This window comes from Caulobacter sp. HMWF025, assembly GCF_003060965.1.
Taxonomy (GTDB): Bacteria; Pseudomonadota; Alphaproteobacteria; order Caulobacterales; family Caulobacteraceae; genus Caulobacter.
The window spans coordinates 16,427-28,934 of record NZ_QAII01000148.1 but is presented as its reverse complement, the minus strand read 5'-3'; the positions used below and the strand labels follow the sequence as shown (position 1 = coordinate 28,934).

Here is a 12,508-nt window from a genome sequence, read left to right as displayed (position 1 = left end):
GTATCGCGACCATATTGATCTCGCCAAGCTGGCCCAGCTGCTGCCCGTGGTCGGCGCCCCGGTCGGGGCCATCGTCAACTGGCGGCTGGTCGAGTGGCTGGGCCAGACGGCGGTGATGGCCTACCGGATGCGGGAGGAGGGGGCCGGGGGAAGCCGGCCGACGCCGCAGGCCTCCTCCTGACCGGCTGTCGCCGGTCGTCCGCCCCCAGCGGGGGCGGACGAGATCATCTTCCCCCTCCGGGGGAAGACGGCTGCGTAGCAGCCCGTAGGGGGCAAGTGCGGGGATCAATAGGGCACCTTCTCCTTGTCATCCCGGACGCGCGCAGCGCGAGCCGGGACCCAGGGCAACCGCAGTGCGCCGACCCCTGGGTCCCGGCGCTCCCGCCCTCGGGCGTCCGGCCGGGATGACAAGGGATTTTGCGGCGCGGGAACGGGAATCCAGCGCCTCCAATCCCCATCACCCCACAAATAGACCCCAACGCGATCAACCCCTTACAAAAATTGCCATCGCGCCAATCAAACGCACTGAAAACGACCCGCATAATCATCCCACCTCGTCGCGGGGAAGGGCGCTTGGCCAGCGACCGAAGCGGCGGCGGGGTGTGGTCGAGCGGGAAGCTCAATCGATGGCAGGTGAAAGCTGCCAACCCTGTCGTGTCTGGCGGCGGTCGGCCGTGGATCACAGAAACGACGTCACGGCAGGGGTCGGGCGAGCAGCAGGCCGGTTCGGGAGAACCGGCAGTCCGGACCGGGGGCGCTCTCCGGTCCGCCCGCCGGAGGCTTCAGGGCGGCGAGGCTCTAACAGGGCTCAAGCGCCGCACGCTTTCGAAAAAACGATCACGCGGAGCGTCTGAACTTCGTCGAAACGGTATTCAAAACTCTTTTTCCGGGCGAGGCCCGGACGCTCCGCAGCCCTTCCCATCCCTTCAGCGGTGATCCGCGTGAGGCGGAAAACCGGTGTCCGTCTACAGATCGAATTTCACGCCCTGGGCCAGGGGCAGGGCCCCTGAATAGTTCACGGTCGCGGTCTGGCGGCGCATGTACTGCTTCCAGCTGTCCGAGCCGCTCTCGCGGCCACCGCCGGTTTCCTTCTCGCCGCCGAAAGCGCCGCCGATTTCGGCCCCGGAGGGGCCGATATTGACGTTGGCGATGCCGCAGTCGCTGCCGGAAGCGGCCAGGAAGGCCTCGGCCTCGCGGACGTCATTGGTCATCACGCAGGAGGACAGGCCTTGCGGCACAGCGTTCTGGATCGCCACAGCCTCGTCGAAGTCGCGATAGGGCACCACGTGCAGCAGGGGCGCAAAGGTCTCGCGCTGCATGCCGGGGCTGGGCGCAGCCAGGCGGGCCAGGGCCGGGCGCACATAATAGGCGTCGGGGTGCTCGTCGATCAGCAGGCGCTCGCCGCCGCTCACTGTACCGCCGTCAGCCCGGACCTGGTCCATGGCGGCCACGAAGCTCTGGTAGGCGGCCTGGTCGTGCAATGGACCCAGCAGCACGCCGTCCTGGCGAGGATCACCGACCGGAAGCCGCGAGAAGGCGCTGTCGACGGCATCGGCCACGCGGTCGACGAGGGTCTCATGGACGATCAGGCGGCGCAGGCTGGTGCAGCGTTGGCCCGCCGTCCCGGCCGCCGAGAAGACAATGGCGCGCACGGCCAGCGACAGGTCGGCGCTGGGCGTGACGATCATGGCGTTGTTGCCGCCCAGTTCGAGGATCGAGCGTCCAAAGCGTCCGGCGACGATCGGGGCGACTGTCTGGCCCATGCGGGTGGAGCCGGTGGCGCTGACCAGCGGGAAGCGCGGGTCGCGCACCAGTCGTTCGCCGGCATCGCGACCGCCCAGGACCACGGCGCACAGGCCTTCGGGCGCGTCGCCGAAGCGGGCGATGGCGCGCTCGAGGATCGCCTGGGTGGCCAGGGCAGTGAGGGGCGTCTTCTCCGACGGCTTCCAGACCACCGGATCGCCGCAGACCAGCGCCAGGCACGCATTCCAGGCCCAGACGGCGACCGGGAAGTTGAAGGCGCTGATCACCAGAACCGGACCCAGCGGATGCCAGGTCTCGCGCATGGCGTGGCCCGGGCGTTCCGAGGCAATGGTCAGGCCGTGCAGCTGGCGCGACAGGCCGACCGCGAAGTCACAGATGTCGATCATCTCCTGGACCTCGCCGGCGGCCTCAGAGGCGATCTTGCCGGCTTCCAGGGTCACCAGGGCCGCCAGGTCGGCCTTGGCGGCGCGCAGCTCCTCACCGAGCAACCGCACCAGCTCGCCCCGACGCGGACCGGGGACGCTTTTCCAGGTCGCAAAGGCGCGGGTCGCCGCCGCGATCTTGCTCTCGATGGCCCGGGCGTCGTCATAGGCGACCTGGGTCAGAATCGCCCCGTCGATGGGGCCGCGAACGGCAATGGCGCCATCGGCGGGCAGTCCGGTGACGCCAAGGCTGGCCAGAACGGTGCGGGCGTGGGCGGCGGGAGAGGGGGGAGATGAGCTCATGACCGTGGAAAACGCCGACTGCACGGCCCGGTCAAGGGGGCTCTGCTTGACGCCCAAGGCTGGTGTCGTCAAATGCGCTGCCCGCAACCGGGCGATCGGTGACGGCAGCGACCCGCGTGATGGACGATAACGCCGCCTTTTTTCAACGCCTTGAAGCCCTGCGGGGCAGTGTCGACCGGCGTCTGGCCGAGCTCGCGCCGCGTCCCGGCAGCGCGCCGGACCGGCTGGTGGAGGCCGTGCGCTATGCCGTGTTGTCCCCCGGAAAACGCTTTCGACCCATGCTGGTCCTGCTGACGGCCTCGCAGTTCGGGGCCGCCGAGATCTTGGCCCTGGATACCGCCTGTGCCTTCGAGATGGTTCATGCCGCCTCGCTGATTCTCGATGACCTGCCGTCGATGGACAATGCCGGCCTGCGGCGCGGGCTGCCGACCATTCACCGGGCCTATGACGAGGCCACGGCAATCCTGGCCGGGGTCGGGCTGCTAAACCTGGCTTATGCGACCGTGGCGGCCGACGAAGGCCTGCCCGGACCCCTGCGGGCCGAGATCGCCGGGCGCATCGCCGCCTCGGTCGGCTTTTCCGGGCTGATCGCGGGCCAGGCCCGTGACCTGTTCGACCGCGACCAGTTGCGTGATCTGCCGGCGATCGACCGGCTGAACCATGAAAAGACCGGCGTGCTGATCATGGCGGCGGCCCAGGCCGGGGCCCGCATCGCCTCGGCCCCCGCACCGGCCGTCGAAGCTGTGGGTGAGTTCGGCTGGCGTATGGGTCTGGCCTTCCAGATCCGCGACGACCTGATTGACGCGGAGGGTTCGGTCGAGGCGGCCGGCAAGGATGTCGGCCAGGATGCGACCATGACCACGGCCGTGTCGCTGCTGGGTCTGGCCGGAGCCCGGGCGGTGATGGAGGGGCATCTGACCGCCGGACGTGCGGCCCTGGACCAGGTCGGCGGCTGTGAGCTTGTGGCCCGCTATGTCGAGCGTCTGTTCGTCGGTCGCAAGGCGGCGGCGTGACCGCTGCCGACGGCCTCCTGACGGTCTCGGATGTCCGGCATGCCTATGACGGCCGGTCGGTCCTGCAGGGGGTCGATCTGACCCTGAACCCCGGCGAGATCTATGCGCTGCTGGGGGCCAACGGCGCGGGCAAGACCACCCTGATCCGGACCCTGTGCGGTCGACTGAAGCCGGATGCCGGCACGGTGCGGCTGAACGGCCAGGACCCGGCCCGGGTGCCTTCGGCACGGGCGGTGCTGGGCCTGGTGCCGCAGGAGATCGCGCTCTACCCGCATCTGACCGTGTCCGAAAATCTTGCGACCTTCGCCAGCCTGGCCCAGGTGCCGCGGGCCGCCGTCGCCGACGCCGTGCAGCGGGCCATGAGCCTGACCCGGATCCTCGACCGGGCCCATGTGCCGGTCCGGCATCTGTCGGGGGGCTATCAGCGCCGTACCAATATCGCCGCCGCCATCGTCCACCAGCCGCGCCTGCTGATCCTCGACGAGCCGACGGTCGGGGTGGATATCGACGCCCGGGCCGCGCTGGATTCGGTGATCCGGGGGCTGCGGGATCTGGGCGTGGCGATCCTGATGACGACCCATGATCTGGATCAGGCCGGCGGGCTGGCCGACAGGGTCGGCTTCCTCAAGGCCGGGAGACTTGTGCTGGAGGGGGCTCCGGCCGCCCTGCTGGCCTCGGCCTTCGGGGAGCGCATGGAACTGGTAGTCCAGCTGTCGGAGGCACCGAACCCTGAGGCGGCTGAACGGCTTGGTCAGGAGGGTCTCGCCCCGGTCGAACAGCGGGCCGATCTCTGGGCCCGGCTGGACAGCGACGGCTATGAGAGCGCCGGTCTGCTGCATACCCGTCTGCAGGCCATCGGTCTGCGCCCCCGGGAGATCAGGGTCCGGGCCCCGTCGCTGCATCACCTGTTCTCGCAGGTCACAGACGGGACGGTGGCAGGATGATCCGGCTTCAAATGACCCTGGCCATGATCAAGGTCATGGCGCTGGAGCTCTGGCGGGACCGGGCCGCTCTGGTCATGACCTTCCTGCTGCCGCCACTGGTGTTCCTGATCTTCTCCTCGGTCTTCGCCGGCGCGACCGGCGAGGATATCCAGCCGAAGCTGGGGGTGGCCGATCTGGCCGGGACCGAGGTTTCCGGCCGGGTGATCGGCGGTCTGCTGGCCAGTGCCGAGATCCGGGCCGAGCGGGTGGCCCCGGCGACGGTTGAGGCCGTGCGGGCCGGGGTGAAGTCCGGCCGTTTCGATGCCGGTCTGGTGATCCGGTCCGATCCGGCCGGAGCGGGGCGGCCCTTCCTGATCATCGCCGATCCCGGCCGCGCCGTCGCTGCGCCGCTGGCCCAGGCCCGGGTCCAGCAGGTCCTGGCCCGGGTCGCGCCCGATGCGGCCCTGCAGCGCAGTGTCCGGGACCTCGCCCCGGCCCTGGGGGACCTGACCCCGGCCCAGTCGCAGCGGCTCGACGCGACCGCCGCCGGCTTGCGTGACCGGCCGCCATCGGGCCTGGATGCGGGTCTGTTCGAGCGGGAAGACCTGAAGGATGCCCGCAAGGGCGGGGCCGTGATCGCCTACTATGCCGGCGGGGTGATGATCCTGTTTGCGCTGTTCTCGGCCATGCAGGGGGCGCTGGGCCTGATGGATGAGCGGCGCTCCGGCGTAGCCGACCGGCTGCTGGCCGGGGTCGCGGGCATGGGGCCGGTCGTCGACGGCAAGTTTGCCTTCCTCGTGGGTCAGGCCCTGGTCCAGGCCGTGGCGATCTTCGTCACCGCCCAACTCGTCTACAGTGTGCCGGTCGTCCAGCATCTGGCGCTCTGGCTGCCGACCACCCTGGCCGCTTCGGCCTGCTCGGCCGGGCTGGCCCTCGGTCTGGTTTCGGTCTGCCGGACGCGGGAACAGGCCCAGATGCTGTCGACCTTCGTGATCCTGGTGCTGGCCGCCATCGGGGGCAGCATGGTGCCCCGCTTCCTGATGCCGGCCTGGCTGCAGACGGTGGGCTGGTTCACGCCCCATGCCTGGGTCATTGACGCCTATCAAGGCATCCTCTGGCGCGACGCGGGACTGTCACAGGTGTATAGGGCCTGGTGTGTGCTGTTCGCCATCGGCGTGGCCGGGTTGGTCCTGGCCCAGACCCTGGCGAGGCGGTCACGACGGTAGGATGCTTATGGTGAAGCTGGCTCTCGATCTCATGCTGTTCCTGGCGGCCTTCGCGTTCATGGAGGGCTTTGCCTGGGTGACGCACCGCTATGTCATGCACGGCTTCATGTGGGTCTGGCACAAGTCGCACCATGAGCCCCGGACCGGGCTGTTCGAACTCAACGACCTGTTCGCCGTGGTGTTCGCCACCCCGGCCATCGTCGCGATCTATTTCGGCGTGCACGGCACGCCGTGGCTGCTGCCGGTCGGGCTGGGGATCACGGCCTACGGCCTGATGTACTTCATCTTCCACGACGGTATGGTGCACCGGCGCTTCAAGACCCCGTTCGGCAAGTCAGCCTTCTGGAAGCGGGCGATCCAGGCGCACCGCATCCATCATGCGGTCCATACCCAGCACGGTGCGGTGTCCTTCGGCTTCCTCTGGGCCCTGCCGGTCCGGGAGCTGAAGGCCCAGCTGAAAGCCCGGGGCGTCGAAGCCTAGATCCTTGACCAGAGCGCCGGTCGTTCAGGGGGCTTGATCCGTCGTTCAAACAGGGCCGATCGCAGGGCCATCAGCCCGCCCTCGAGGGCGCGCAAGACTTTCATCCGTCCACTGACGACAACGCGCTCGTCCCAGGCCTGATCACCGGCGCGGACGACGTCCAGTCCGATCTGGCGATAGACCCCCCGCGCCGCCGCAATGGCCCAAGCGCAGCGGACGGGCAGGTCGCGCAGTCCCCAGCGTGCCGAGGCATAGTAGGGCTCGGCCGCCTCGACCAGTCGCCGGGCCAGGATCGCGACCGCGCCGCGATGGGCCGGGTCGGCGACGCCGGCCTCGGGTACGCCCAGTTCGGCCAGCCAGGTGCGGGGCACATAGATCCGGTCGTTGCGGGCGTCCTCGACGATGTCGCGGGCGATGTTGGTCAGCTGGAAGGCCAGGCCCAGGTCCTGGGCCCGACGAAGCGTGGAAAGCGCGTCGGGCTTCACGCCCATGACCAGGGCCATCATCGTGCCGACCACGCCGGCGACGCCCCAGCAGTACTCCAGCAGGTCCTCGAGGGTCTCGTAGCGCCGGCCGTCAACGTCCATGGCAAAACCGTCGATCATGTCCAGGGCATAGCGCTCGGGGATCTGCCGGCGTCGGGCGACGATCTGAAAGGCGGCGAACTGCGGATCGGCCGGGGGCTCGCCGGCCAGGGCCGAGCGTGTGCTGGCATAGAGGGCCGCCAGCCGGGCCGGTGCGTCCTCGACCGGACTCATGCCGTGACCAAGGGTCTGGCCGTCGATCACGTCATCGCAGTGCCGGCACCAGGCATAGAGCATCTCGGCGTCGGCACGGGTCTCGGCATCGAACAGGGCCGCAGCGGCGGCAAAGCTCTTGCTGCCCTTGCGGATCGCTTCGCGGCTCTGGTCCTGCAGATCGTTCACGGGGCTTCGGTCTGGAAGTCGTCGATCATCAGGCCCGCCGTGGCCTTGGCCGATCCGACCACGCCGGGGATCCCTGCGCCCGGATGGGTGCCGGCCCCGACGAAATAGAGGTTCGGGATGACGTCGTCGCGATTGTGGGTCCGGAAGAAGGCGCTCTGGGTCAGGAGCGGCTCCAGCGAGAAGGCCGCCCCGTTCCATGCATTGAGCTCCGAGGTGAAGTCATCAGGCGTGAAGATCCGGCTGGTCACCAGGTCCCGCGACAGGTTGGGGATATAGCGATCCTCCAGATATTTCAGGATCCGGTCGCGATAGGCGGGCCCCTGTTCGGCCCAGTCGATGTTGGCGGTTTCGAGATTGGGCACAACCGACAGCACGTAGAAGCTGGTGCAGCCCGGGGGGGCCATGCCGGGATCCGTCGCGCAGGGCGAATGCAGATAAAGCGAAAAGTCGTCGGCGAGTGCATCCTTGTTGTAGATCTCGCCGATTAGCTCCCGATAGCGCGGGCCAAAGCAGATCGTGTGATGGCGGATCTCGGGGTGCTCGGCCTTCAGGCCGAAATAGATCACGAACAGCGACGGGCTCCAGCGCTTGCTCTCCAGAGCCTTGCTGACCTTCTTGCCGCGCGGATCATCGACCAGCAGTTCGCGATAGGTGTGCATGACGTCGGCGTTCGAGGCGACCGTATCGAAAGCCTCGAACTCACCGTCGCTGTTGATGATCCCCGTAACCCGACCGTCCCGCGTCGTGATCTTCTGGACGGGGGCGTTGAGCCGGATCGAGCCGCCCAGATCCTCCAGCAGCCGGACCAGGCCTCGGATCAGCGCACCGGTACCGCCGCGCGGGAACCAGACCCCGCCGCGACGCTCCAGCGCGTGGATCAGGGCGTAGATCGACGAGGTGGCGAAGGGGCTGCCGCCGACCAGCAGGCTGTGGAACGACATCGCCTGACGGACGTGCTCGTCCTTCACGAACGAGGACACCTTGTCATAGACGCTGCGCCAGGCCTGAAGCTTCATCAGGGCCGGGGCCGAGGAGATCATGCTGCGGATGTCGAGGAACGGCACGGCGCCAAGCTCGACATAGCCCTTCTGATAGAGCTCCTCCGAGTAGGCGTGAAAGCGGCGATAGCCTTCGACATCAGCGGGATTGCGGGCGGCGATCTGGCGGTCGAGCTCAGCCTGGTCGTTGACATAGTCGAAGACGTCGCCGTCTTCCCAGACCAGACGGTAGAACGGGTTCACCGGCAGCAGATCGACATAGTCCTCGATCTTGCGACCGCTGATGGAGAAGAGCTCCTTCAGGCAGTCAGGATCGGTAATGACCGTCGGGCCGGCATCGAAGATAAAGCCTTCGTCCTCCCAGACATAGGCCCGGCCACCGGGCTTGTCGCGGGCTTCAATGACCGTCACGTCGAAACCCGACGACTGGAGGCGGATGGCCAGGGAAAGGCCACCGAAGCCGGAGCCGATTACGGCGGCGCGAGGTTTGGGCGAAGTCATGCTGTCCTGTCGTCGATCACGGAGGCCTCGCCCAGATACTTCAGGGCTTCGGAGATAGGTACGGGCGGCTTGCCCACGAGGACGCGCATCCGGTCAAAAGGCGTCAGCCGCGCCGCATAGAAGCGTTGAATGAGCGGTGCGCTCAAGCGGTAGAACCGTTCGAGCACCTTGTAGCGCTGATCGGGGACGCAGGCCCTGAACAGCATGCGATTGAGCAGTCGAAAGTATCGCCGCCGCCGCCACAAGGCCTTGGACTGCTCCTCGATGCAGGCCCTGACATGGGCGCTCGTGATCCGGGGCAAGGCCGCAATCTGGTCAGCCATCCGGGCAGCATCGGGTAGCGAATAGCCTGTCGTCGGCTGGAACAGCGCCGCTCTCAGGCCAACCTCGGCGATCTGCGCCCGAATTTCGCGCCAATAGGCATCAATGTCACCGGCAAGGGCGATCGGCAGTACGCCGTGCTCCTCGCGCTCGACCTCAGCGATCTTCCAGCCCTGGCCCTCGGCATAGGCGGTGATCGCGGCCCGGAGCGAGGCCCGGTCCAGGTCTGGTCCGTCGCTGTAGCGGGTGTCCTCGATCAGCAGTCGAGTTTCGGACAGCGGCAGCACATAGACAAAGCGATAGCCATCCAGTTGGGAAACCGTGGCATCCATGACGATAGGGCGGGTCAACCCATGGGGCCGTTCCAGGCGAACGCCCTGGCCGAGAAACTTCTGCCATCCCAGGACCAGGCTGCGGCTGCGGCGCGGGCCTCGCCCGTCGATGACGGCCGCCGCCGCAATCCGTCGGCCATCGGACAGGGTCACCTGATGAGGCGAGACATCGGTCACCGATGCACCGAGCCAGGCCCGGTCGCCCAGGGCGGTGCTGACCATCTGATGCAAACGTTCCGAAGTGATCGCGAGATAGGGCGTTTCCAGCGAGCGACAATGGGCCGGAAAGCGTACGTCATAGCCGGACCAGCGGTGGACGATTAGCGGACGAAGCCAGCCACTGATCCCGGGGCTGACATCGGTTTCGAAGTGACACCAGGTGTGCTCACCTCCGATCCGGTTGTCGCGTTCGATCAGGAGCACGCTGAGATCCGGCCGGAGGGCCCTGAGGCGCAGGGCGATCAGGCTGTTGGCCAGTCCTCCGCCGACAAGGACGACATCCGCCCGGGTTGTTGATGACGCTGCGACCATGCTCCGGCTCTAGCACGATTGCATGACCGACACGCCAGCGTTGCGCACAACAAAACGAGACGCTAGGCACGGCAAAACCGGGAGCGCACCAATGTCTGAAGCTAGGATCATCGACGGCAAGGCCTTTGCGGCCGATCTGCGCTCGCGCGTCGCCGAGGACGTCGCCCGGCTCAAGGCGGAGCATGGCGTGACCCCGGGCCTCGCCGTGGTTCTCGTCGGCGAAGATCCGGCCAGCCAGGTCTATGTCCGAAACAAGGGCGAACAGACCCTTGCAGCGGGGATGCACTCAGAAACCCACCGTCTGCCGGCCGATGTCAGCCAGGAAGAGTTGCTGTCGGTTGTCGGCGCGCTGAATGCGGATCCGGCCATTCACGGCGTACTGGTCCAGTTCCCCGTCCCCGAGCACCTGAGGCAGTCCGATATCGTCGCTGCCATCTCTCCCGACAAGGACGTCGATGGGCTTACCGTGACCAATGCCGGACGGCTTGCAAGCGGCTTGCCGGCCCTGACGCCCTGCACTCCGCTCGGGTGCATGATGCTGCTGAAGGATGTCATCGGTGATCTTCGCGGCAAGAGCGCCGTCGTCATCGGCCGGTCGAACCTGATGGGCAAGCCCATGGCCCAGATGCTTCTGGCGGCGGACTGCACCGTCACCATTGCCCACTCGCGCAGCGTCGATCTGCCCGCCATCGTGCGCCAGGCTGACATTGTCGTCGCCGCCGTCGGGCGCGCCGAGATGGTCAGGGGGGACTGGATCAAGCCTGGGGCTGTGGTCATTGATGTCGGCATCAGCCGGTTTCCTTCCCGTGATCCGGTGGCCGCCGCTGCGGGCAAGACCCGTCTGGTCGGTGATGTGGCCTTCGATGAGGTCGTTCAGGTCGCGGGGGCGGTTACGCCTGTCCCTGGAGGTGTTGGACCGATGACCATCGCCTGCCTGCTGGCCAATACTGTAACGGCGGCCAAGCGCCTGAATGGGCTTGAAGTCTGATGCGGGCGGTACTCTCAGCGATTGCGGCTATCCTGCTGCTGGCGGCTTGCGGCGAGAAGCCTCCTGTGGCTCCGACGCCGGAGCAGGCGCTCCTGCTCAAGCCGGCAGACCCGCGCCTGGCCGGCCTCTACGAGACCTCGTGCAAGGCCTGCCATGCCGCGCCGGATACCGGGGCGCCCCAGGTTCATGACCGCACCGCCTGGGACCCGCGCTGGAAGCAGGGCGAGGCCGTGCTGCTGGACCATACGATCCAGGGCTACAAGGCGATGCCCGCCTCGGGGCAATGCGCGACTTGCGCTCCGGATGATTTCAAGGGTCTGATACGGTTTATGGCGGGGCGTGAAGATCCCGCCTGACCGGGAGGGGACCATGATCTCGAGACGCGCTGCGCTGGTCGCAGGGGGAAGCGCTGCGGCTGTGGTGGCCGCCGGCGGGACCGGATATCTGGTCGCAACCCACGACAAGCCCGAGCCCCTGTCACCCCCGTCCGTCAACGCGGACGGCAAGCTGCTCTGGCGCAACTGGTCGGGTATCCAGACGGCCTATCCCTCCGCGCGGCTGGCCCCCCGGGATGAGGGCGAGCTGGCCTCGATGCTGAAGACGGCGACCGCTCCGGTCCGGCCGGTCGGGGCCGGCCACTCGTTCACGGCGCTGGCCCCGACGTCCGGCTCACTCCTGTCGCTGGATTCCCTTTCGGGGGTCATCGGCTGGGAGGGCGATGAGGCCCTGGTTCTGGCGGGGACCCGTCTGGGAGCCCTTGGGCCGGCCCTGGCCGAGAAGGGGAGGGCCATGGCCAATCTCCCCGACATTAACAAGCAGTCGCTCGCTGGAGCCCTGGCCACCGCCACCCACGGCACGGGGTCGAAACTGCAGGCCCTGCACGGCGACGTCACCGGCCTGCGGCTTGTGACCCCGGATGGCCGGGTGATCGATTGCTCGGCGGACAGCAATGCGGAGGTCTTCCAGGCGGCCCGGGTCTCGCTCGGGGCATTGGGGGTGATCTCGCAGGTCCGTCTGAAGACCATTCCCAACCGCCGGATCCGTCGCAGGGTCTGGATCGAGCCGTTTCAGGATGCTCTGGCAAAGGCCGAGGCGCGCTGGGCGCAGCATCGCAACTTCGAGTTCTACGCCGTGCCGTTCACGGGCCTTGCGGTCGGGATCAGCCACGACGAAACCGACGATCCAGCCCAGGCGCGGGGCGCGGACCAGGATTCGGCTTTCCTGGATGCCCTGAAGGGCTTGCGCAACCTGCTGGGCTTCTCGACCCCGCTGCGCAAGGCTGCAGCCCGCGCGCTTCTGGCCAGCGCAAAGCCCGAAACCGCCGTGGACGAAGGCTGGAAGCTTCTCTCGACGGAGCGGCCTGTACGGTTCAACGAGATGGAGTTCCACCTCCCGGCGGACCGGCAGTTGAAGGTGCTGGAAGAGGTGGTCGCAACGCTCGAAAAGGAAAGGCCAGACGTCTTCTTCCCGATCGAGGTGCGTCGCATCGCGTCGGACGATGCCTGGCTGTCACCGTTCCAGGGCGGTGCGCGGGGGTCTGTGGCCGTCCATACCCACTACAAGGACGACTTCGCATTCCTCTATGAGCTGATTGAACCCATCTTCCGTCGCCACGGCGGGCGGCCGCATTGGGGCAAGCTGCACACCCTGAAGGATCAGCAACTCGCCGCGCTTTATCCGCGGTGGGAGGACTTCCTGAAAGTCCGTGCCGAACTTGACCCTCAGGGACGGATGCTCAACCCCTACCTGAAAGGCCTGTTCGGCCTGGTCTGAAAAGAC

The 12,508-nt window shown here is 67.5% G+C and carries 12 protein-coding genes; 8 read left to right on the top strand and 4 right to left on the bottom strand.

The features are described 5' to 3' along the window. On the top strand, positions 1-181 hold a 181-nt coding region (locus DBR10_RS15620; RefSeq protein WP_158273170.1), incomplete at its 5' end, for an EcsC family protein. A 784-nt stretch (positions 182-965) separates the two neighbouring features. On the opposite strand, the gene amaB is transcribed toward DBR10_RS15620, so the two are convergent. After that, a complete protein-coding gene (gene amaB / locus DBR10_RS15610; protein WP_108503949.1) occupies positions 966-2,489 on the bottom strand; it encodes an L-piperidine-6-carboxylate dehydrogenase in 1,524 nt (507 codons plus the stop codon). Positions 2,490-2,608: 119 nt separating this feature from the next. Here amaB and DBR10_RS15605 point away from each other — a divergent pair, with 119 nt between their 5' ends. The 4 genes from DBR10_RS15605 to DBR10_RS15590 are packed head-to-tail and all read left to right on the top strand — an operon-like array spanning position 2,609 to position 6,132. Continuing rightward, positions 2,609-3,502: a polyprenyl synthetase family protein gene (locus DBR10_RS15605; protein WP_108503948.1), complete on the top strand. Its 894-nt coding sequence runs from the start codon at positions 2,609-2,611 to the stop codon at positions 3,500-3,502. Beyond that, complete coding sequence (locus DBR10_RS15600) at positions 3,499-4,446, top strand: ABC transporter ATP-binding protein (protein WP_108503947.1); 948 nt, start codon at positions 3,499-3,501, stop codon at positions 4,444-4,446. Before DBR10_RS15605 ends, DBR10_RS15600 begins: the two co-directional genes overlap by 4 nt. Next, positions 4,443-5,651, top strand: coding sequence for an ABC transporter permease (locus DBR10_RS15595; protein WP_108503946.1), 1,209 nt, complete (start codon positions 4,443-4,445; stop codon positions 5,649-5,651). Before DBR10_RS15600 ends, DBR10_RS15595 begins: the two co-directional genes overlap by 4 nt. A 1-nt stretch (position 5,652) precedes the next feature. Then, positions 5,653-6,132: a sterol desaturase family protein gene (locus DBR10_RS15590; protein ID WP_233243440.1), complete on the top strand. Its 480-nt coding sequence runs from the start codon at positions 5,653-5,655 to the stop codon at positions 6,130-6,132. Here the strand turns inward: DBR10_RS15590 and DBR10_RS15585 are convergent. Genes DBR10_RS15585 through crtY form a run of 3 tightly spaced genes read right to left on the bottom strand, consistent with a single transcriptional unit; the run spans position 6,129 to position 9,741 of the window. After that, positions 6,129-7,058 (bottom strand): phytoene/squalene synthase family protein, encoded by a 930-nt coding sequence (locus tag DBR10_RS15585; RefSeq protein WP_108506270.1) that lies wholly within the window; start codon positions 7,056-7,058, stop codon positions 6,129-6,131. The two genes, DBR10_RS15590 and DBR10_RS15585, sit on opposite strands and share 4 nt — an antisense overlap. Continuing rightward, entirely contained in the window at positions 7,055-8,557 is a 1,503-nt protein-coding gene (locus DBR10_RS15580) for a phytoene desaturase (RefSeq protein ID WP_108556490.1), read from the bottom strand. The genes DBR10_RS15585 and DBR10_RS15580 overlap by 4 nt, the downstream gene beginning before the upstream one ends. Then, positions 8,554-9,741 (bottom strand): lycopene beta-cyclase CrtY, encoded by a 1,188-nt coding sequence (crtY, locus tag DBR10_RS15575; protein WP_108506272.1) that lies wholly within the window; start codon positions 9,739-9,741, stop codon positions 8,554-8,556. The genes DBR10_RS15580 and crtY overlap by 4 nt, the downstream gene beginning before the upstream one ends. Before the next feature lie 91 nt (positions 9,742-9,832). Between crtY and folD the strand changes: the two genes are divergently transcribed. From folD to DBR10_RS15560, 3 genes are read left to right on the top strand one after another with little or no spacing between them, the layout of a single operon-like run. Continuing rightward, entirely contained in the window at positions 9,833-10,729 is an 897-nt protein-coding gene (gene folD, locus DBR10_RS15570; protein WP_108506273.1) for a bifunctional methylenetetrahydrofolate dehydrogenase/methenyltetrahydrofolate cyclohydrolase FolD, read from the top strand. Continuing rightward, a complete protein-coding gene (locus DBR10_RS15565) occupies positions 10,729-11,085 on the top strand; it encodes a c-type cytochrome (RefSeq protein WP_108506274.1) in 357 nt (118 codons plus the stop codon). Before folD ends, DBR10_RS15565 begins: the two co-directional genes overlap by 1 nt. Positions 11,086-11,098: 13 nt before the next feature. Next, a complete protein-coding gene (locus DBR10_RS15560) occupies positions 11,099-12,502 on the top strand; it encodes a D-arabinono-1,4-lactone oxidase (protein WP_108506275.1) in 1,404 nt (467 codons plus the stop codon). Positions 12,503-12,508 lie beyond the last annotated feature (6 nt).